The following is a 21,303-nucleotide window of genomic DNA, read 5'->3' on the forward strand; positions in this document are numbered from 1 at the left end:
GCCTCACACCAATCGAAGAAATCGGAGTCGGTTGCCCACCGCAAGGTGCGCGCCTGTGCCGTTGCGCGCCCTGCATTCTCATGTCCCTTCAAGGTCAATATTGACTGACACATAAGTCAGTATTGACTCCAGCGGACAGGCGGTGCCATGTTCGCGACGATCGCAGAACAGCGTCATGCAGGCGCGGCGGCGACAAGGAGGGGATATGAAACGCCTAGCTTATACATCGTCGCTCATCGCGCTGATCGCCGCGGTGCCTGCGGTCGCGCAGACCGGTCCGGCTCAGGATCCGGCGGCGCAGAGTGAAGCAGCGAGCGAGGACGAGATCGTCGTCACCGCCACGCTTCGCAGCCAGCGCCTGCAGGACGTGCCGCTCAGCGTCACTGCCTTTTCGCAGCAGGAACTGACGCAGAAGGGCATTGTCGGCTTTGAAGGGATTGCCCGCGAGACGCCGGGCGTCGCGCTGAACAAGGCCAGCGACAACAATGCGCGGTTCACCACCCGCGGCATCTCCACCAATGGCTGGGGTGCGGGCCTGCAGACGACCACGACGGTCTATCTCGACGAACTGCCGCTCACCACGATCGGCAATTCGATCACGCTCGATTCCAACCTGTACGATGTCGAGCGCGTGGAGTTCCTGCGCGGGCCGCAGGGCACCCTGTTCGGATCGGGTTCGCTGTCGGGCGCGATGCGCATCCTGACGCGCAGCCCGAACCTCAAGGATTTCGACGCGTCGGGTCTCGTTGATCTGGGCTGGACGCCCGATGGCGGCAGCATCCGCCAGCGCTACAACGGCATGGTCAATGTGCCGCTGGTCAGCGACACGCTCGCGCTGCGTGCGGTCGGTTATTACCGGCACGAAGAAGGCTATATCGACAATGTCGGCACCGGCGTGAAGAACGCCAATACGCTGAAGGGCTATGGCGGCCGCGCCGTCCTGCTGTTCAAGCCGACCGACCGGTTCAGCGTCCGGCTGATGGCAGCCTATGAAGACAGCGGACCCGAGGACGCCTCGCTGACCAGCCCCGCGCTGGGCGATCGCAAGCGTTCGAGCGTCCGTCCGGACCGCTACACGTCGAAGACGCAGGTCTATAACGGCACGCTGGAATATGATTTCGACTGGGCGCGCCTGACCAGCTCGACGACCTACTCGGTGAACGAAGGCGATTTCGACGTCGATCTGGGCGGCACGTTCAATCTGGCGATCCCGTTCCTGATGGACGACGATTACCAGACCAAGACCTTTGTGCAGGAAACGCGGCTGGTCTCGGCCTCGCGCGGGACCGGGTTCGAATGGGTGATCGGCGGCTTCTATCTGCACCGCGATCTCGATCTGGTCGGCCGCTATCAGTCGACCCCGGCCTTCCTGTCGGCGCGCGGTATCACCGGGCTGACCGACTCGGTCTTCCAGACCTTCGGCAACCGCACCCGCAACTACGAACTCGCCGGTTTCGGCGAGCTGACCTACAACTTTACGCCGCAGTTCTCGGTCAGCGGCGGCATCCGCTATGGCAAGTACGGCGCGAAGGTGGATACCTATGCGGGCATCAACACCGCCTATTTCACCTATGCGCTGTTCGGCATTGCCGGCCCGCTGGCGATCACGCCGGTTCCGGCCGCGACCTACAACTACCCTTCCGCCGAGCGCGCGTCGTGGAAGGCGAGCGTCACCTACCGGCCGACGCGCAGCCTGACCATGTACGGTACGGTTTCGACCGGGTACCGCACGCCGGTCTACAATGCCCGCGCGGGCAGCGTGAGCCTGGTCAATCCCGCCGATCTGGTGATCCCGCAGGGTGCGGGTTCGGATAACCTGATCAACTATGAAGTCGGCCTGAAGGGACGTTTCCTCGACGGCCGGCTGACCATGGCGATGGCTGCCTATTATATCGATTGGCAGAACATCCAGGTGCAGGCCAACCGCGTGTCGGACTCGGTGCAGTTCGCCACCAATATCGGTGGCGCCCGCAGCCAGGGTCTCGAGGCCGAGATCACCTTCACGCCGGTGCCCGGGTTGACCTTCGGTCTAAATGGCTCGCTCAACAGTGCGAAGGTGACCAAGCTCTCTGCGCAGGAGGCGCAGATCTCCGGTGCGGTGAATGGTGGTCGCCTGTCTTCGCCCGAAGTACAGGGGTCGTTCTACGGCACCTATAATTACGGGCTGGGCGGCGATGTGCGCGGCTTCAGCAGCTTCCAGATCCAGCATGTCGGTTCGTTCCCGAACATGTTCCCCAACACGCCGGGAACGCTGGGCACGCGCAGCCCGCTGTACGATCACACCGACAATTACACCTATATCAACCTGCAGACCGGAGTGACGGTCAAGGACCTGACCGTGACGCTGTATGTGGAGAATCTCGGCAACAGCCGGGCCACCACCTACATCCATCCCGAAGCGTTCGTGTACAGCCGCTACGCGATCCTGCGGCCGCGCACCTTCGGCATCCGCATCGGCTACAATCTGTGGTGATTGCGGCACTCTCGACCGTGCGGCCGGGAAGCCGGGCGCGCGGGTGGGGATGGGCGGCGTTCGCCGGCCTGTCCCTGCTCGCCGCCCCGGCGGCGGGGCAGGACGTCCGGATCCAGCAGGGAGCGCTGCGGGGCGTCGCTGGGTCCGGCGTCACCGCGTATAAGGGCATACCCTATGCGCGACCGCCGGTCGGCGATCTTCGCTTCCGCCCACCGGCGGCGCCAGAGTCCTGGAAGGGCGTGCGCAACGCCCAGTCCTATGGCCGTGCCTGCCTGCAGCCGCCGCAATCGCCGACCGGACTCTATGCGGGCGGCATGGCCCTGCAGAGCGAGGATTGCCTGACGCTCAACGTCTGGGCTCCGGCTGGCGCGAAGAAGCTGCCGGTGATGGTGTGGATCCATGGCGGCGCCCTGGCGGGCGGGAGCAGTTCGGAACCGCTCTATGACGGCACCGGACTGGCACGGCAGGGCGCGATCATCGTTTCGATCAACTACCGGCTCGGTGTGCTCGGCTATCTGGCACACCCGGCACTGAGCGCGGAATCCGCGGACAGGATCTCGGGCAATTACGGTCTGCTCGATCAGATCGCGGCGTTGCGCTGGGTCCAGAACAATATCGCCGCGTTCGGGGGCGATCCGGCGCGAGTGACCATTGCGGGTGAATCCGCGGGCGCGCTCAGCGTCATCGCATTGCTCGCCAGCCCGAAGGCCAGGGGCCTGTTCTCCGGCGCGATCGCGCAGAGCGGCTATATGCCCTCCTATCGCGCACTGAACCGTGAGGCGCTCGGGCTGCCTTCGGCTGAGAGTGCCGGTGCGGCGTTGGTGAAGGCCGTCGGTGCGACCGACGCCAAGGCACTCCGCTGGGCCGATCCGGCGGCGCTGCTTGGCGCCGCCTATGCGACCGGCTGGGCGCCCGAACCGGTGATCGACGGGGTGCTGCTGGAAAACCAGCTCGCGGCTGTCTTCGCGCGCGGCGGGCAGGCAAAGGTACCGGTGCTGGCGGGATACAATGAGGGCGAGATCCGCTCGCTGATGTTCCTCGCACCCAAGGCGCCTGCGACCCAGGCGGCGTATCAGGCCGATGTCCGCAGCCGGTTCGGCGATCAGGCGGATGCGTTTCTCGCCATTTATCCGGGTGCCGATCCCAAGGCGGACTCGATGGATTCGATCCGCGACGGACTTTACGGCTGGGCCGCGCAATATCTGGTGCTGCAACAGGCGATGGCCGGCCAGCCATCCTATCTCTATTATTTCAGGCACAGCACCCCGGCGCAGCGCGAGCGCGGGCTGGCCGCGTTCCATGCCAGCGAGATCCCCTATATCTTCGGGCAGGTCGGCCCCGGTGCCGCGCTTGGCCCCAACTGGCCCAAGCCGCCGAACAGCCCCGGAGAATCGGCGCTGTCGCAGGCGATGATGCGCTACTGGATTTCCTTTGTGCGCGGCGAGGCGCCCAAGGCACCGGGTGAAGCGGATTGGCCGCGCTACACGCTGGACAGCCGCGCCTATCTCGACATTGCGGAGCGACCTTTGGCGTCGCGCGACCTCCATGCCGCGGCATTCCGCTGGGCAGACGGGCTGGTTGCGGGGCGCTGGTCGCAGGGTCGCGGCTGGCGATACGATATCGGCTTCTCCGCCTATCCGGCGGCCTCCGGCGAACAGGGGGCACGGCGTTGACGCACTTGCTACAGACCGGCACGCTTCGGGCGATGAGCAGCGACAAAGCCAGCCCGAAGGACGCGCCCGCACCGCGTACCCGCGCCCGTAACCACAAGGCCCGCGTTCGCGAGGCATCGATCGAACGCATCCTCGATGCCGCCGAGCAGCTGTTCGCCGAGTTCGGCTATCACGGCGTCACGCTGAAGGATGTGGCGAACCGCGTTGGGGTCAGCTCCACGCTGATCCATTATCATTTCAGCGGGAAAGAAAGCATCTACGAGGCGATCTGGGCGCGCAAGGCACCGGCTTCGGCGCACAACCGGCTGGAGGCGATGCGCCTCTATGCCGAGCGGGCGGGCGACGACATCACCGTCGAAGGTGCGCTGCATGCCTGGATCGATCCCGATCTGAACGTCCATCTGGAGGATCAGGAATATTGGGCGGCGATCGGCAAGATCAGCGCGCAGGCCAACAGCGCCGCGGGCTGGGGCGCCGAGAAGATGACCAAATATTACAACCCGGTCGTGCTGGCGCTGATCGAGCTGCTCAAAAAGGCGATGCCCGATTGCGACGAGGCGACGATCTTCTGGGGCTATCATTTCCTGTCGGGGGCGATGACCCACAATATGGCGCGCACCGGCCGGCTCGACGAGCTGTCGCACGGCCTGTGTTCGTCCGACGATTTCGCATCGATCCGCAAGCATATGGCGACCTTCATGGCCGCCGGTTTCAAGGCGATCTGCCAGCCGGAGGCGGCAGGAAAATAGCAAACCGCAAACTGGCGGTGGCATCGCCGTGCGTCAGCGCGGGCGATGTCCGGCGCCCAATGTTCGAGAGTGGATGACGAGAATGGCCACCGATACGACAGCGACGGCGCGAGATGGCGGGCGCGAGGGACGTTATGCCGGAATGGTCCTGGCGCTGCTGTGCCTGGTCTATGTGCTCAACTTCCTCGACCGCCAGCTGCTGTCGATCCTCGCCAAGCCGATTCAGGACGATATGGGCATCACCGATGGCCAGCTAGGCTTGCTCGGCGGTCTCTATTTCGCGCTATCCTATTGCATCCTCGGCGTGCCGGTCGCGTGGCTGGCGGATCGCGGCAACCGCGTCCGCATCCTCTCGATCGCCTGCGCGCTGTGGAGCGCGGCGACGATCGCGTGCGGCATGGCCAGCACCTATCCGCAGCTCGCCGTCGCCCGGATCAGCGTCGCGATCGGCGAGGCGGGCGGAGTGCCGCCTTCCTACTCGATCATCTCGGACTATTTCCCGCCCAGCCGGCGCGGCACCGCGCTTGGCCTTTTCAATCTCGGCCCGCCGCTGGGGCAGGCGCTCGGCGTGGCGTTCGGCGCGAAGATCGCCGCAGCCTATGACTGGCGGCTGGCCTTCATCCTGCTCGGCGCAGCGGGATTGATCGCGGCGATGGCGGTATGGGGCCTGATCCGCGAACCGAAGCGCGGCGGCACCGATGCCGTGGCCGCTACCCCCGTAGCCGAGGCGCCTGCGGAAGCGGCGACGAGCTTCTGGACCGCGCTGCGCAACTTCGCGGCGAACCCCGTTCTGATGCTGGTCGCGCTTGCTGCCGGGGCCACCCAGTTCGTCACCTATGCCACGATGGGCTTCACCACCCTGTTCCTGATGCGCGAAAAGGGCATGACGCTCGATCAGGTCGCGATCTGGTATGCACTGCTGCTCGCGATCTGCGTCAGCGCCGGCATCTTCCTGTCGGGCCGGCTGGTCGATCGCTTCGCCCAGCGCTCTCCGCAAATCTATGGTTGGCTGCCCGGGGTCGCTTTGGCGGCAGCGGTGCCCTTCTTCATCGGCTTCGTCCATGCGCCTGTCTGGCCGGTCGCGCTTGCGTTCCTCGCGGTGCCGACCTTCCTCAACTATTTCTACCTGACCCCGGCAGTGACGCTGGTGCAGAACAGCGTGCCCGCGCGTCAGCGGACCCTTGCCGGGGCGGTGCTGCTGCTGATCATGAACCTGATCGGCCTTGGTCTCGGCCCCACCTGGCTCGGCGCGGTCAGCGACTGGTTCCGTCCGACCAATCCGGGCAACTCGCTCCAACTCGCTTTCTACAGCCTGGTGCCCTTCTACCTGATCGCGATCGCCTTGCATTTCGCGCTCGCGCGGCGGCTCAAGCGATGACGGCGATCCCCTTGCACGGCTCGATGCAGCCCTATGCTCTGACGGTCGACCGGCTGATCGATCACGCCGCCAAATGGCATGGCGCGACGGAAGTGGTGACCGCGGGCAGCGGCGGATCAGCCACGCGGATCGGCTATGCTGCACTGCGCGAGCGCAGCAACCGGTTGTCGGGTGCGCTTCGTGCACTTGGCCTTGGCATGGGCGACAATCTGGGTGTGCTGGCGTGGAACAGCCAGCCGCATATGGAATGCTGGTATGCCGCGATGGGCGCGGGCATCGTCTGCCACACGCTCAACCCGCGTTTGTCGCACGAGCATCTGGCGGAGATGATCCGGCAGGCGGCCAATCCGGTGCTGGCGATCAGCCCCGATCTGGGGCCGCTGGCCGAACAGCTGGTCCCTCTCTGCCCCAGCATCGCGCATGTGATCGTGCTGGACGAACCCGGCACCGATTTCCCGTTGCCCGACTGCGGCGTCCGCTGCTGGCGTTATGGCGATCTGCTCGAACAGCTTGGCGAACCCGTCGTCTGGGGTGATTTCGACGAGAACAGCCCGGCGGGCCTGTGCTTCACGTCGGGCACCACCGGCGCGCCGAAGGGCGTCACCTATACGCATCGGTCCAACTATCTCCACACCATCCATCAGCTTCAGGCCGATGTGATCGGGCTGACCGTGCAGGACACGGTGCTGGTCGCGGTACCGATGTTCCATGCCAATGGCTGGGGGCTGCCCTTTTCGGCACCGGTGGCGGGATCGCGCCTCGTGCTGCCAGGCCGCCATCAGGACGGCGCCAGCCTTGCCGCGCTGATCGAGGCCGAGCAGGTGACCGTTGCTGCGGGCGTGGCGACGGTGTGGCTCGGCCTTGCCGATCATCTCGACCAGACCGGCGGAGACGTGCCTTCGCTGGACCGCATCCTGCTTGGCGGATCGCCGGTGCCGCAGGCGCTGATGGACCGGCTCGAAGCCCGGCTTGGGGTCAAGGTGCAGACGAGCTGGGGGATGACCGAGCTGTCGCCGCTCGGCACCACAACTCCGCCCGGTGCCATCGAGCGCAGCGCCGCCAAATCTGGTCGCCCCCCACTCGGCGTCGATCTGCTGCTGACCGATGCGAATGGCGCGGCGCTGCCGGAGCAGCGCGGGCAGGAGGGGCGGCTGCGCGTCCGCGGCGCCAGTGTCGTCCATCGCTATTTCGGGCATGATGCTCCCGCCACCGACGCCGAGGGCTGGTTCGATACCGGTGATCTCGCGACGATCGACGATAGCGGACAGATCAGCATCACCGGCCGCGCGAAGGACCTGATCAAGTCCGGCGGCGAGTGGATCAATCCGCAGGAGATCGAAGCGATCGTCGGCGAACTGCCCGAGGTCGCGCTGGCCGCGGTCGTCGGCCGCGCGCATCCCAAATGGGGCGAGCGCCCGATCCTGGTGGTAGAGCCGTGCCGCGGCGCCGAGATCAGCGACGAGACGCTGCTGGAAACATTGCGGGCAAGGGTGGCAAGCTGGTGGCTGCCCGACGCGATCATCCGCGTGGTGGCGATGCCGCTCGCGATGACCGGGAAGATCGACAAGAAGAGGCTGCGCATCGACCATGGCTGAAGGAACGACACGTCGCACCGTGCTGGCGGGGATCGCCGCGGCAACCGCAATCCGGCCGGTCATGGCCGCCCCGGCTGCGAAGATGCCCAAGGGGTTTCTGTGGGGCGCCGCCATCTCGGCGCATCAGAGCGAGGGCGGCAACACCGCGTCCGACAGCTGGCTGCTCGAGAATTTGCCGGAGACGGTCTATAAGGAACCCTCGGGCGACGGCTGCGACAGCCTCAACCGCTATGCGCAGGACTTCGCCATCGCCAAGGCGCTGGGACTCAACTGCTACCGCTTCGGCATCGAATGGGCGCGGATCGAGCCCGAGCCGGGCCGCTTCTCGCTGGCGGTGCTGGATCATTATCGCCGCGTGCTTGCCGCCTGCCGCGCGCATGGGCTGATGCCGATCGTCACCTATAGCCACTTCACCGTGCCGCGCTGGTTCGCGATGCGCGGCGGATGGGAGGCGGCGGACAGCGCCGATCTGTTCGCGCGTTTCTGCGAGACCGCTACCCGCGCGCTGGGCGACCAGATCGGCATGGCCTCGCCTTTCAACGAAGCGAATATCCATCTGCTCGCGAAACTGTGGCGTGGCGCGGCCACCCCCGAATATCGCGCCAAACGCACGGCGATGATCGCGGCGGCGGCCAGGGCGACCAACTCGCCCGCCTTCTCCTCGATCCTGTTCGCCGATCCGGACCGGATCGACGCCCACCTGCTCGATGCGCAGGCCAAGGCCTATCAGGCGATCAAGGCCGGGCCGGGCGATTTCCCGGTCGGCGTCACGCTCACCACCCAGGCAGTCGAGCCGTTCGGCGAAGGCAGCGTCGCGGCGCGGATCGAGGGCGAGCTCTATGGCAGCTGGTGGGACGCGGTGAACGCCAGCGATTTCGTCGGCGTCCAGACCTATACCCGCATGCGCGTCGACGCGAACGGGCTGATGCCGCCGCCGCAGGGCGCGGAGCTGACTGCGGCGGGGTACGAATATTATCCGCAGGCGCTCGGCCACACGATCCGGCTTGCCGCGCGCAAGACGAACAAGCCGATCTACGTCACCGAAAGCGGGATCGGCACCGACGACGACAGCCGCCGCATCGCCTGGCTCGATGCCAGCATGGCCGAGCTGGAACGGTGCATGGCGGACGGCATCAAGGTCCACAGCTATATCTACTGGTCGCTGCTCGACAATTTCGAATGGACGCAGGGCTATGGCCAGCGCTTCGGCCTCGTCGATGTCGATCGCACCAGCTTCGCGCGCAAGATGAAACCCAGCGCGCGGCATTTTGCCAGCCTGATCCGGGCGCGGCGATGATGCTGGCCGGACTCTTCGACCTTGGCGGACGCGTCGCCATCGTCACCGGCGGATCGCGCGGGTTGGGGCTGCAGATCGCGCAGGCGCTTGGCGAATATGGCGCGTCTCTGGCGCTGGTTGCCCGCAAGCAGGCCGATCTAGACGCGGCGGTGGAGCAGCTTGCGGCGTCCGGCTGCACTGCATCTGCCTTCGCAGCTGATCTCGGTGAACCCGATGCCGCCGCCGATCTCACCACCCGCATCCTCGCGCATTTCGGGCGGATCGACATATTGGTGAACAATGCCGGTGCCGCCTGGGGCGCGCCTGCGGAGGATTTTCCGCTCGAGGGCTGGAGCAAGGTCATCGACCTGAATGTGACCGGCCTGTTCCTGCTGACCCAGACGGTCGCGCGTGAAGCCATGCTGCCACAGGGCAAGGGCAGCGTGATCAACCTGGCTTCGATCGAGGGGCTGCTCGGCCATCATCCCGACCGGCTCGGCACCATCGCCTACAACACCGCCAAGGGCGCGGTGATCAACATGACCCGCGCGCTCGCCGCCGAATGGGGGCCGCGCGGCATTCGCGTCAATGCGATCGCGCCCGGCTTCTTCCCGTCGAAGATGACCGGCGCCACACTCGACGCGCACGGCGCCGAATTGCTCCGCCAGACGCCGCTCGGCAAGCTGGGCGGCGAAACCGACCTGATGGGGCCAGCATTGCTGTTGGCCTCCGATGCCGGTGGCCATATCACCGGTCAGGTGCTGGTGGTCGACGGCGGCACCACGATCATCTGAAGGCAAGACATGACCAGCCTGCTGCTCCATCGCCGCGACATGGACTTCCTCCTGCACGACTGGCTGGGGGCGGACGCCTTTGCCGATCGCCAGACGGTCGACGCGATCCTCGACCTGTCGGAGAAGCTCGCCGTCGAAGCCTTTCTGCCGCACTACAAGCTGGCGGATGTCGAGGAGCCCCGGCTGGGCGCGGACGGGCAGGTCCATATCTGTCCGGCGATCGGCGAGGCGCTGGCCGAATATGCCCAGGTCGGGCTGTTCGCAGCCGGCTTCGACGAGGATCGCGGCGGGTTGGGCCTGCCCTATCTGGTTTGCGCCGCTTCGTTCGCGTGGTTCGCGGCTGCCAATGTCGCCACCGCCGCCTATCCGATGCTGACGGTCGCCAATGCGCGGCTGATCACCACCTTCGGCACGGAGGCGCAGTTCGAGGCGTTCGCGCGGCCGCAGATCGAGGGGCGCTGGTTCGGCACGATGTGCCTCTCCGAGCCGCAGGCGGGTTCCAGCCTTGCCGATGTCCGCACCCGCGCCGTGGCCGATGGCGCCGACGCGCTCGGCAATCGCTATCGCCTGACCGGCAACAAGATGTGGATCTCCGGCGGCGATCAGGATGTCAGCGACAACATCGTCCATCTCGTGCTGGCCAAGATCCCCGACGCGGACGGTGTGTTGCCGGAAGGGAGGGCCGGCATCTCGCTGTTCATCGTGCCGAAGCAGCTTCCCGATGGCGCGCGTAACGACGTGACCGTGGCGGGCCTCAATCACAAGATGGGCTATCGCGGCACTGCCAACTGCCTGCTCAATTTCGGCGAGGCCGGCGGGGCGACCGGCTGGATCGTCGGCGAACCCGGGCAGGGCCTGCGCCAGATGTTCCTGATGATGAACGAGGCGCGGATCGGCGTCGGCATCGGCGCGGCGGCGCTCGGTTACCGCAGCTATCTGCTGTCGGCCCGTTATGCCCGCGAGCGGCTGCAGGGTCGCGCGGTGGGGACGCGTTCCGGACCGCCGGCCGCGATCATCGAGCATCCCGATGTTCGCGCGATGCTGCTGCAGCAAAAATCCTATGTGGAAGGTGCGCTGGCGCTGTGCCTCTATTGCGCACGCCTCGTCGATACCGCTGCGGGCAACAGCGACGACGAAGCCTTGCTGGGCCTGCTCACGCCCGTCGCCAAGACCTGGCCCTCCGAACATGGCCTCGCCGCCAACGACATCGCGATCCAGATCCATGGCGGCTATGGCTATACCCGCGACTTCGATGTCGAGCAGTTGTGGCGCGACAATCGCCTGAACCCGATCCATGAGGGCACCACCGGTATTCAGGGCATCGACCTGGTCGGCCGCAAGATACTCAGCGACGGATCGGGATTGCCCGTCCTCGCGCTTCGCCTGTTGCAGACCTGCAAGGCGGCCGCCGCGATTCCTGAACTCGCCCACCATGGCGCCGCCCTGTCGGACGCTTGGCACCGCGTCACCGGGACGATCGACGCGCTGCGCGGCTGCGAAGCCGGTGCCGCGTTCGACAACGCCACCGCGTTCCTGCGCGCATTCGGCCATGTGGTCATGGCGTGGCTGTGGCTCGATCAGGCCGTGGCAGCGGCCGGGCTGGATCGCGCCGGGCCCGATTGCGATTTCGCCGACGGCAAGCTTCACGCCTGCCGCTTCTTCTTCGAATGCGAGTTGCCCAGGGCACTCACGCTCCTGACCTTCGTCGCCTCGCGAAGCAATGTGGCCTCCGGAGTGCCGGCGCGGATCTTCTGATTATTCGGGCTGCCGGCCGGCGCCTTGCGGATACCGCCCGAGTGTCAGCAGGATAAGCGATCCGACCGCGAACAGTCCCGCGCCGACCTGAAAGGCGGGGGCGTAGCTGCCGAACCGGTCATAGATCGCGGCGAACAGGAACGGCGCGACGCCACCCGCAACGGCGAGTGCGGCGTAGAACATCGAATAGATCCGCGCATAATGGGCCAGCCCGAAATAGCGCGCGCTGAGAAAGGCGAGCAGGTCGAGTTCGGCACCCGCGGCGATTCCGATGATGACCGCGCAGGCCATGATCACGAAATAGTCGTCGCTTCCCGGTAGCATCAGGCATGCGAAAACCGGCAGGAAGGTCACTATCGCAGCGACGCCCGGTGCCCAGATCCGGTCGATCAAATAGCCGACTGCGATCCGGCCGACCACGATCGAGACGCCCAATACGCTTTGCACATTCGCTGCCGCCTGCGCCGATACGCCGGTGTCGGTGACGGCCGGAATGAGATTGGCGACGATGCCCGACTGGGCAAGGTAGATGCAGGCGATCGAGGCGAAGATGACCCAGAAGCGATAGCCGCGCAGCGCCTCGCCAAGGGAGATTCCCCATGACGCTTCGTCCGGTGCTCCTGCCTCGTTTGCGGGGGGCGTCTCATCCGGGCGAAACAGCCACCATGCCAAGGGCAGCGCGATCGCCAGCGGCAACATGCCGAGGCCGATAAGCGCGAAATCGACTCCGCCCCATGCGATCATCGCCGTGACCAGCTGTGGAATGACGATGGCGCACAGGCCGGTTCCGGTCAGCACCAGCCCGAGCGCGAACCCGCGCTGGCGCGAGAAGCTCGATGCGATGCCGCGCGTCCAGCTGACCGGACTCGATCCCGCGCCGAGCACCGCCATGCCGGCAAAGGCGAGATAGAAGATCAGGATCGACGATCCCGAAATGCTCGCGAGGAAGAAGGACAAAGCGAGGCCGACCAGCCCCGGCATCGCGACCCGTCGCGCGCCGTATTTCTGCACCAGTGCGCCGACCAATGGCGACATCAGTGCGCCAAGGCCGACGCTGAACAGGATTGCCGTCTGTACCTCGGAACGCGACCAGCCATGGGCTTCGGTCAGCGGCTTGGTAAGCGGTCCGATCGAATAGAAGGGCAGGGCGGTGGCGCTGCACGCGACACCGATCGCCGCCGCCAGGATCAATGGCGCGCGACGGACCACCTCCGGTTTCGAATCCATGCGCAACCCTCTCCAGTTCATTTATCATCCTACTAGGTGGTATGAACGGGATGCTGTCAAGCGCGGGTAGCCGTCGGTTCAGGCGTCAGGCACTTCGCGGCGGCCGGTCACGCGCAGGCCGAACCCCTCCAGTGCTGCGAGCTTTGCGGGGCTGGAGGTGAGCAGGATCATGTCGCGGACGCCAAGATCCTGGAGGATCTGTGCACCCACGCCATAGTCGCGCGTGGCCATGGTGCGCTGATATTCGCCGCGCCCGCCATTGACCCGGTCGGACAGGGACGTCGGACTGCCATCGCGAACGAACACCGCCGCGGCCGGGCCATCATGCGCGGCCAGTGCGCGCAACGCCCGCGGCACATAATCGCGATGCGCCAGCGACCAGCCGAGCATATCGGTCGCGAGATCGATTTGATGCACGCGAACCAGCGTCGGCGTTTCTGCCGAGATCGCGCCACGGGTCAGCGCGACATGCTCGGATCCGTCGATGATGTTGCGATAGACGAAGATGCGGAAATCGCTGCCATGGACGCTGTCGAACGGCGCTTCCGCGACGCGTTCGACGATGGTTTCGAAACGGCGGCGATAGGCGATCAGATCGGCGATGGTGCCGACCTTGAGATCGTGGGCATGGGCAAAGTCGATAAGCTGGGGCAGCCGGGCCATCGTGCCGTCGTCGTTCATCACTTCGCAGATGACACCTGCGGGTGTGAGCCCGGCGAGGCGCGCGATATCTACCGCAGCTTCGGTGTGTCCTGCGCGGATCAGTACGCCGCCGTCGCGCGCGGTCAGCGGAAAGACGTGGCCCGGCGATACCAGATCCTGCTCGCCCTTTGTCGCGTCGATCGCCACAGCAATGGTATAGGCGCGGTCATGCGCCGATATGCCGGTGGTGACGCCCTCACGGGCCTCGATCGAAGTCGTGAAAGCGGTGCCGTAACCCGAGGCGTTGTTGCGGGCCATCGGGGAGAGGCCTAGCGTGGCGGCGCGTTGGGCGGTGATGGCGAGGCAGATAAGGCCGCGGGCATGCACGGCCATGAACGCGATCCGATCGGGCGTGGCGAACTGCGCCGGGATGATGATGTCACCCTCATTCTCGCGGTCTTCGGCATCGACCAGAATGAAGGGGCGGCCGTTGCGCGCTTCGTCGATGATCTCCTCGATGGACGCGATATCGTACATGCCGGCCTCTCCCTTTGCGTTGGCCACATACTACTTGGTATGAATCGAATTCAACCTGCACTCTTTACCCGATGCGGCGGCTGGGGCATCACGTCGCAATGGCGGGACAGGTCCCGATTGCCAGAAGGAATTGAAGTGGCGAGACGACCGGCAACTGCGGCACGCATGATTGATCAGGCCGACGAACGGCGCGCGCAGATCATCGATGCGGCAGCGAATGCGTTCATGTCGGAGGGGTTTGCGGCGACGTCGATCGATGACGTCGCGCGCCTGCTCGGCTGCACGAAGGGGCTGATCTACTACCATTTCAAGAACAAGACCGAGCTGTTCTTCGCGGTCCACTGGCACACGATCGAGACCAATCTGGGCGAGATCAAGCCGATCGCGCAGGGCGACGGACCGGCTGTCGAACGGATGCGCAGCATGATCCATTCGCATGTGCGATCGATCATCGACAGGCTGGCCTATCAGCGCGTGGCGCTTACCGGCCTCGAGATGCAGATCATCGGCAGCACCACGCCGCAAGAGCGGGCGATGCTGAACGACCTGCTCAAGATGTACGACGAATATGAGAATCTGTTCGTGCAGGTGATCAAGGACGGCATCGCCGAGGGCGCGTTCCATCAGGGCGACCCGCGGCTGATGGCAAAGCCGTTGCTGGGCGCAGTGAACTGGATGATCATGTGGTACCGGCCGCGGCCCAATGCCGGAAAAGGATCGAGCGAGAAGCTGTGCAACAGCATGTCGTCGTTCCTGCTGCGTGGCCTGGGTGTTGCCGATCAGCCGGAATAAAGACGACGGCGCTTGCATCAAATTTGAATACCAGACAGTATGAAATCGGATCGGCAAACGGTCCGGGAGAGGCTGTGTGGAACTCAAGGATCGGATCGTCGTCGTCACGGGCGCCGCGGGCGGCATCGGCGCGGCGATGGCAGCGCGGTTTGCGCGGGATGGCGCGCGCTGCGTGATCGTAACCGATCGGGATGCCGAAGGCGCCAAGCGCAGTGCAGCAGCGATCCGCGAAGCCGGCGGATCGGCCGAGGCCCATGGGCTGGATGTCTCAAGCGAGGCTGCGATCGCGGCGCTGGTCGACGATGTGACGGCCCGGTTCGGCGGGATCGACCTGTTCTGCTCGAACGCTGGCGTGATCGTCGAAGGCGGAGCCGAAGCGCCGGACAGCGGCTGGGACCTTTCCTGGTCGGTTAACGTCATGGCGCATGTCCATGCCGCGCGCGCCGTGTTGCCGCAGATGCTGGCGCGGGGTGAGGGCTATATCCTGAACACTGCCTCTTCGGCGGGCCTGCTGACGGCATTGGGTGCCGCGCCGTATAGCGTGACCAAGCATGCCGCGGTCGCGTTCGCCGAGTGGCTGGCGATCACCTATGGCGATCGCGGCATCCGCGTCAGCCTGCTTTGCCCCCAGGCGGTGAAGACTGCGATGCTCGACGCAGCGACCTCCGGCAGCGCGGCGAGCGCGGTCAAATCGGCCGGAGTGGTGCTGACCCCGGAGCATGTCGCGGATCAGGTGGGCGAAGCCATAGCAGCCGAGCGCTTCCTGATCCTGACCCATGACGAGATCGGCGGATATATGCAGCGCAAGGCGGCGGATACCGATCGCTGGATCGGCGGCATGCGCCGCTTCGCTGCGGCTGCTGCGCAAGGCGATTGATCGTAACGCGAATCTACGATACATACTGCTGAGTATTATATTTATAAGCGGCCGAATGCGCCGCCGGGAGCAGGAAAGCGATGGACCTCTCAACGCAGCGCGAGATCCTCGACCGGTTGAACCACAACTATGACGCGAACAGCGAGACGCTGGCGGATTCGGACATGTTCCACCGCGCGACGACCTATAGTGACCCCGATTATCTCGCCGCCGAACAGACCGTGCTGCGCCAGAATCCGGTGATCATCGGTCATTCGAGCTCGCTGCCCAATGCCGGCGATTTCCTTACCGATCGCAGCCTGGGACTGCCGATCCTGTTGTCGCGTCAGACCGATGGATCGCTGAAGGCACTGCTCAATATCTGCCGCCATCGCGGATCGCCGGTCTGCCTTGAGAAATCTGGCAACGCCAAGATCTTCGTCTGCCCCTATCATGCCTGGTCCTATCGCTCGGACGGCTCGTTGCTGCGGGCGCCGTCGGTCGCCTTTCCCTCGGTCGAGGGTGAGGTCGGCAGCATGGTCGAACTGCCGGTCGAGGAACGTCACGGCCTGATCTGGGTCGTCGGTACGCCCGGTGCCACGATCGACGTTGCGGCGCATCTGGGTCCCGAGATCGACGCGGATTTCTCGTCGTTCGGGCTGGGCGACCTGGTGCTGGAGCGCGACGCGGTTCTCACCGAGGATTTGAACTGGAAATATATCCTCGACGGCTTCCTCGAGGTCTATCACATCCCCAAGCTGCACACGCTCAGCATCGCACCCTATATCCACGGCAAATACAGCCTGTTCGACCGGTTCGGTCCGCACGGCCGGCTGGTCGCGGCGCGCAAGTCGCTCGATCCGATCCGCCGCGAGGTCGAGCAGGGGCCGGACTTCATGAAGCATGTCGCGGTCAATTATCAGCTTTTCCCGAACACGATCATCGTGTGGCAAGGCGATCATTTCGAGATCTGGACGTCATACCCCGACGGCGATCCGTCGCGCTGCACGGTTCGCGTCCAGTCGCTGACGACTCGCGCCATGGCGGCGCCCGAATACAAGGCGCGGTGGGATCGCAACTGGGATATCCTGATCGGAACGGTAGTCAGCGAGGACTGGGCGATCTCGAAGACCGTCCAGAGCGGCATCCCCTATCTGACCGAGGACCGGGTGATCCTGGGCCGGAACGAGCCGGGCATGCAGCATTTCCACGGCATGCTGGATCGTGCGGTAAGCGATTTGAAGGCGGCCTGAAGCGGGTATCGTCACAACAAAGCCGGAAAACCGGTGGTAATGGAGAGGCAATCGATGGCGACTCAGGCTCTGGAACCCCCGTTTGACGAAGGGGCGGACATCGCCGACATCGTTGCATCGATCGCGACGCTGGAAGATGCGGTGCGGGTTCACGGCCGGCATCATCCGGACCGCAACGCCGTCACCTTCGATGGCCGTAACCTCACCTTTGGCCAACTGGACGCCCGTAGCAACCAGCTGGCGAGCGCGCTGGCCGCGGAAGGGCTGGGGCCCGAGGACCGGGTCGCGGTCGCGCTGAAGAACAGCACCTATTATTTCGAGACCCTGTTCGGTGCACGCAAGCTGGGTGCGGTCCAGGTGGGAATCAACTGCCGCCTCGCCGCCGCCGAGATGGTCTATATCCTGAAGGATGCCGGCGCCCGGGTGCTGGTGCTCGACAGCGAGCTGATCGCGCTGGCGGATGCGATCCGTGCCGATGTGGGCGATGGGGTGCGCATCCTCGTGGCGGGCGATGGCGATCATGCGGGCCTCGAGGATTATGACGCATGGCTCGCGGCCTTTCCCGCGGCCGACCCGGGCCATCGTTCGGAACCCGACGATACCGCGCTGCAGCTCTATACCTCCGGCACCACCGGGCGGCCCAAGGGCGTGATGCTCGCCAACCGCAACCTGCAGGCCTATTTCGCGGCGGCGCGCGATATCTTCCCGATCCCCTATCAGGGTGTACATCTGATCGCGCTGCCGCTGTTCCACGTTGCGGCGCTGGTCTGGTCGATGCGTGCGCTGACCCATGGCGGGCATTGCGTCGGCCTGCGCGATTTCGACGCGGAGCGGCTTCTGTCGATGATCGAGGAATATCGCGCGAACGACTTCATCGTCGTGCCCGCGGTGCTGCAGATGCTCGTCAACCAGGCTGATCCGGCCAAGACCGATTTCTCCAGCCTGAAGGCGGTCGGCTATGGCGGCGCGATCCTTACCGAAAAGCTGGCGCGGCGCACGATCGAGATCTTCAAGCAGCCCATCTACGGCATGTACGGCTCGACCGAACTGGCGTTCGGCTGCACCATCCTGTTCATCGACGATGCGGTGCTTGCCGATCCGGTGCTGCTCGAATCCTGTGGCCAGCCACTGCCCGGCACGACGCTGCGGATCGTGAATACGGAGACGCTTGAGCCGGTCGCGGATGGCACGGTGGGCGAGCTGTGGGTCGCTTCCGGCCAGCGCGCCAAGGGCTATTGGAACCTGCCGGAAGCCACCGAGGAGAGCTTCCGTTCGGACGGGTGGTTCCGCACCGGCGATATGGGCTTCGTGCGTGACAACACGCTCTATCTGACCGACCGGCTGAAGGACATGATCAAGACCGGCGGCGAGAATGTATATCCCGCCGAAGTCGAGCGTGTTCTCGCGGAGCATCCGGCGATCGAGGACAGCGTGGTGATCGGCGTGCCCGACGAGAAATGGGGCGAAGCGGTCAAGGCGCTGGTGATCCTGTGCAAGGGCGCGAGCGCAGATGCCGACGAGATCATCGCGTTCACGCGCCAGCGGCTCGCCGGGTTCAAATGCCCCAAGACGCTGGAGATCGTGGAAAGCCTGCCGCGCACCGCATCGGGCAAGGTGCAGAAGAATGTGGTCCGCGAAGCCTATTGGCGCGGCCATGAACGGCGGATCAACTGACGTTGGCTAGCGGGGCGGCAGCCATGTAGCTGCCGTCCAGATGCAGCAGCGGTGCGATCGCCGGTTCGTTGATCGCGCGATCGACAAGACCGACGATCAGGTCGTGCGTGCCGAAGGTCGTGACCGGCCCGGCGGTGCAGAACATTACCGCCTGCGCATCTGCCAGCCAGGGCAGTCCGTTCTCATCGGTGTGCCAGTCGCCGACGGTGAAGCGCTCGTCGGTGGCAAGCGCGGAAAAGTCGGCGCAGAAGCGATCGTGAGAGGCGCGCAACAGGTTGACGCAGAAGCGGCCGGTGCGTGCCAGTGGCGCCGCGATGGATGCGCTGCGGTTCACGCCGATCGCCAGCGATGGCGGATCCATCGATAGCGACATGACGGCGGTCATGGTCATGCCGTAGCGGCGGCCTTCCTCCGCTGCGGTGACGATTGCGACGCCGCCTGCCAGCCGCCGCATCGCGCCGCGAAACGCTTCCTTCATATCGTCTTCGATCATCGCCCGACTCTCAATATTGATACCATATGGTATGAAAATATCACGCCTCGCCATCCTCGCGGCGAAGGACGACCATAGGCGACCGGCCATGTTGCGGCACGAATCCGTCGCCGCGCACCAGTTCGAAATTGCGGTCGACCATTCCGCGTCCCGATCGGGTCAGCCTTTTGGCGCCGATGGTCAGCCGCAGATGGAAGCTGTCGCCGATGAACATCGGTGCGACGAAGCGCCATTCGTCGATGCTCGCCATGACGATCGCAGTCTCGCGAAACTGCGGTAAAGTGCCGAAAAGTCCGATCCCCATGGCGATCCCGAACGGGCCGTGTGCGATCCGCTGACCGAACTCGGTACCGGCGGCATAGGCAGCATCGACATGGATCGGATGATTGTCGCCCGAGATGCGCGCGAACGACAGGAGATCGTCCTCGACGATGGTGCGCGACACGGTCTCGAACACCATGCCCTGCTCCAGATCCTCATAGTAGAGATTTTCCGGCATCGCCGCGACTCCTGTTGTTGCAAGTTCATACTAGCGAGTATAATCAGTCTGCATAGTGAGGTGAGAAAATCGGCATGAGCGGAGAGGGCGTAAGCGAAGCGGCGGTCGGCGCGGAGCGGTATTTTCAGGACCGTATCGACGAAGGCCGGTTCATGATCCAGCGCAGCCGGTCGAGCGGTGCGCACGTCTTCTATCCGCGCGCGCTGGCGCCGGGCACCGGTGCGGACGATCTCGAATGGGTGGATGCGAGCGGCGACGGCGTGGTCCATTCCACCACCGCGGTGCTGCCAGGCCGCAATGGCGGCGACTATTACAACATCTCGCTGGTCGATCTGGCCGAAGGGCCGCGGATGATGACCCGGGTGATCGGCATCGATCCGCAGGCAGTGTATATCGGCATGGCGGTGCGGGCGACCATCGGCGAGATTGCGGGCAAGAAGGTGGTGCTGTTCACCCCCGCCGGAGACGCGGCATGAGCGTGCTGCGCGGCAAGACCGCGGTTGTCGGGGTCGGCACTGCCGGGATCGGCTATGCGCCGGGTTTTAACAGCCTCGAGCTGATGGCGCAGGCTTCGCACGAGGCGCTGGCCGATTGCGGGCTGACCATGGCCGATGTCGACGGGCTGTTCGTCTCGTCGGTGACCAACGCGATGCCGACCGTTTCCGCAGCCGAGTATTTCGGTATCCATCCGCGCCACGCCGCCGGCACGTTCATCGGCGGATCGGCCTTTGTCGCAGGCGCGCTGGATGCGATGCTGGCGCTGGAAGCCGGGCTCTGCGACGTCGCGCTGATCGCCTATGGCAGCAACCAGCGCTCGGCGGGCGGGAAGCTGCAGGTGATTTCCGAGCAGCAGCCTTACGAGAAGGACTATCTGCCGCAATATCCGCTCAGTTCCTACGCGCTGACCGCCGCGCGGCACATGCATGAGTACGGCACCACGCGCGAGCAGATGGCGGCAGTGGCAGTAGCGGCGCGGCAATGGGCGCAGTTGAACCCCGACGCGTTCCGCCGCGATCCGCTGACGATCGAGGATGTGGTGTCCGCGCCGATCATGGCGCCGCCGCTCGGCACCAAGGATTGCTGTCTGGTGACGGACGGCGCGGCGGCGGTAGTAATGGTTCGCGCCGACCGGGCGAAGGATATGCCGCGCAAGCCGGTCTATCTGCTCGGCGCGGCAGCAGCCTATTCGCACCGCCAGATCGCCCAGGCCGCCAGCCTGACCCGCACCGCCGCGGCCGATTCCGGCCCGCGCGCGCTGGCGATGGCGGGGCTGGGAGTCGGCGATGTCGATGTGGTCCAGCTCTATGACGCCTTCACCATCAACACGATCCTGTTCCTCGAGGATCTCGGCTTCTGCCCCAAGGGTGAGGGCGGACGCTTCGTCGAGAATGGCCGGATCGCTCCCGGCGGCGCGTTGCCGGTCAACACCAATGGCGGTGGTCTCAGCTGCGTCCATCCCGGCATGTACGGCCTGTTCCTGATCGTCGAGGCTGTCGAGCAGCTTCGCGGCCAGTTGGGCGACCGTCAGGTGAAGGGCGCGGAGACCGCGCTGATCCACGGCAATGGCGGCGTCTTCTCCACTCAGGTGACCGCCCTGCTGGGCACCGAAGCCACGCTTTGAACCTTTCGATTTCAGG

General features: G+C 65.3%; 18 protein-coding genes. 14 read left to right on the forward strand and 4 right to left on the reverse strand.

Features of this window, described 5'->3' with window-relative positions; all coding sequences use genetic code 11:
• Window positions 1-205: 205 nt before the first annotated feature.
• The 8 genes from P1X14_RS06060 to P1X14_RS06095 all read left to right on the forward strand — a co-directional run bounded on the left by P1X14_RS06060 (window position 206) and on the right by P1X14_RS06095 (window position 11,693).
• Entirely contained in the window at window positions 206-2,473 is a 2,268-nt protein-coding gene (locus P1X14_RS06060; protein ID WP_277314422.1) for a TonB-dependent receptor, read from the forward strand.
• A gap of 17 nt (window positions 2,474-2,490) precedes the next feature.
• Window positions 2,491-4,146 carry a carboxylesterase family protein gene (locus P1X14_RS06065; RefSeq protein ID WP_277314423.1) on the forward strand — a complete coding sequence of 552 codons (1,656 nt, stop codon included), beginning with the start codon at window positions 2,491-2,493 and terminating at the stop codon, window positions 4,144-4,146.
• Between the two features lie 32 nt (window positions 4,147-4,178).
• Entirely contained in the window at window positions 4,179-4,895 is a 717-nt protein-coding gene (locus P1X14_RS06070) for a TetR/AcrR family transcriptional regulator (protein WP_277314424.1), read from the forward strand.
• A gap of 82 nt (window positions 4,896-4,977) precedes the next feature.
• On the forward strand, window positions 4,978-6,273 hold the full coding sequence (locus P1X14_RS06075) for an MFS transporter (RefSeq protein ID WP_277314425.1): 1,296 nt from the start codon (window positions 4,978-4,980) through the stop codon (window positions 6,271-6,273).
• Window positions 6,270-7,868: an AMP-binding protein gene (locus P1X14_RS06080; RefSeq protein WP_277314426.1), complete on the forward strand. Its 1,599-nt coding sequence runs from the start codon at window positions 6,270-6,272 to the stop codon at window positions 7,866-7,868. Before P1X14_RS06075 ends, P1X14_RS06080 begins: the two co-directional genes overlap by 4 nt.
• The gene (locus tag P1X14_RS06085; protein WP_277314427.1) at window positions 7,861-9,165 is read left to right on the forward strand and encodes a family 1 glycosylhydrolase; all 1,305 of its coding nucleotides are present in this window, start codon (window positions 7,861-7,863) and stop codon (window positions 9,163-9,165) included. Before P1X14_RS06080 ends, P1X14_RS06085 begins: the two co-directional genes overlap by 8 nt.
• A complete protein-coding gene (locus tag P1X14_RS06090) occupies window positions 9,165-9,938 on the forward strand; it encodes an SDR family oxidoreductase (RefSeq protein ID WP_277314428.1) in 774 nt (257 codons plus the stop codon). The genes P1X14_RS06085 and P1X14_RS06090 overlap by 1 nt, the downstream gene beginning before the upstream one ends.
• Window positions 9,939-9,947: 9 nt before the next feature.
• Window positions 9,948-11,693 (forward strand): acyl-CoA dehydrogenase, encoded by a 1,746-nt coding sequence (locus tag P1X14_RS06095; RefSeq protein WP_277314429.1) that lies wholly within the window; start codon window positions 9,948-9,950, stop codon window positions 11,691-11,693.
• Here the strand turns inward: P1X14_RS06095 and P1X14_RS06100 are convergent, their stop codons facing one another.
• Both P1X14_RS06100 and ribB read right to left on the reverse strand, forming a co-directional pair.
• Window positions 11,694-12,920, reverse strand: a complete 1,227-nt coding sequence (locus P1X14_RS06100) for an MFS transporter (protein ID WP_277314430.1) — start codon at window positions 12,918-12,920, stop codon at window positions 11,694-11,696. It lies immediately after the preceding gene.
• A 78-nt stretch (window positions 12,921-12,998) separates the two neighbouring features.
• Window positions 12,999-14,099, reverse strand: a complete 1,101-nt coding sequence (ribB, locus tag P1X14_RS06105; protein WP_277314431.1) for a 3,4-dihydroxy-2-butanone-4-phosphate synthase — start codon at window positions 14,097-14,099, stop codon at window positions 12,999-13,001.
• A 165-nt stretch (window positions 14,100-14,264) separates the two neighbouring features.
• On the opposite strand from ribB, the gene P1X14_RS06110 reads away from it, so the two are divergent.
• The 4 genes from P1X14_RS06110 (at window position 14,265) to P1X14_RS06125 (ending at window position 18,674) form a co-directional block, all read left to right on the forward strand.
• Window positions 14,265-14,891, forward strand: coding sequence for a TetR family transcriptional regulator (locus tag P1X14_RS06110; protein ID WP_277314432.1), 627 nt, complete (start codon window positions 14,265-14,267; stop codon window positions 14,889-14,891).
• A 76-nt stretch (window positions 14,892-14,967) separates the two neighbouring features.
• The gene (locus P1X14_RS06115) at window positions 14,968-15,768 is read left to right on the forward strand and encodes an SDR family oxidoreductase (RefSeq protein WP_277314433.1); all 801 of its coding nucleotides are present in this window, start codon (window positions 14,968-14,970) and stop codon (window positions 15,766-15,768) included.
• 80 nt (window positions 15,769-15,848) lie between these two features.
• Window positions 15,849-17,000 (forward strand): aromatic ring-hydroxylating dioxygenase subunit alpha, encoded by a 1,152-nt coding sequence (locus P1X14_RS06120; RefSeq protein ID WP_277314434.1) that lies wholly within the window; start codon window positions 15,849-15,851, stop codon window positions 16,998-17,000.
• 54 nt (window positions 17,001-17,054) lie between these two features.
• Window positions 17,055-18,674: a long-chain-fatty-acid--CoA ligase gene (locus P1X14_RS06125; protein ID WP_277314435.1), complete on the forward strand. Its 1,620-nt coding sequence runs from the start codon at window positions 17,055-17,057 to the stop codon at window positions 18,672-18,674.
• Here P1X14_RS06125 and P1X14_RS06130 read toward each other — a convergent pair.
• Window positions 18,667-19,167 (reverse strand): flavin reductase family protein, encoded by a 501-nt coding sequence (locus P1X14_RS06130; RefSeq protein WP_277314436.1) that lies wholly within the window; start codon window positions 19,165-19,167, stop codon window positions 18,667-18,669. The genes P1X14_RS06125 and P1X14_RS06130 overlap by 8 nt on opposite strands.
• Window positions 19,168-19,207: 40 nt before the next feature.
• Window positions 19,208-19,666: a MaoC/PaaZ C-terminal domain-containing protein gene (locus P1X14_RS06135; protein WP_277314437.1), complete on the reverse strand. Its 459-nt coding sequence runs from the start codon at window positions 19,664-19,666 to the stop codon at window positions 19,208-19,210.
• A 74-nt stretch (window positions 19,667-19,740) separates the two neighbouring features.
• On the opposite strand from P1X14_RS06135, the gene P1X14_RS06140 reads away from it, so the two are divergent.
• The gene (locus P1X14_RS06140) at window positions 19,741-20,142 is read left to right on the forward strand and encodes an OB-fold domain-containing protein (protein ID WP_277314438.1); all 402 of its coding nucleotides are present in this window, start codon (window positions 19,741-19,743) and stop codon (window positions 20,140-20,142) included.
• Window positions 20,139-21,287 (forward strand): thiolase, encoded by a 1,149-nt coding sequence (locus tag P1X14_RS06145; protein WP_277314439.1) that lies wholly within the window; start codon window positions 20,139-20,141, stop codon window positions 21,285-21,287. The genes P1X14_RS06140 and P1X14_RS06145 overlap by 4 nt, the downstream gene beginning before the upstream one ends.
• The last annotated feature ends 16 nt before the right edge of the window (window positions 21,288-21,303 follow it).

This window comes from Sphingomonas sp. AOB5, from assembly GCF_029433115.1.
GTDB lineage: Bacteria > Pseudomonadota > Alphaproteobacteria > Sphingomonadales > Sphingomonadaceae > Sphingomonas.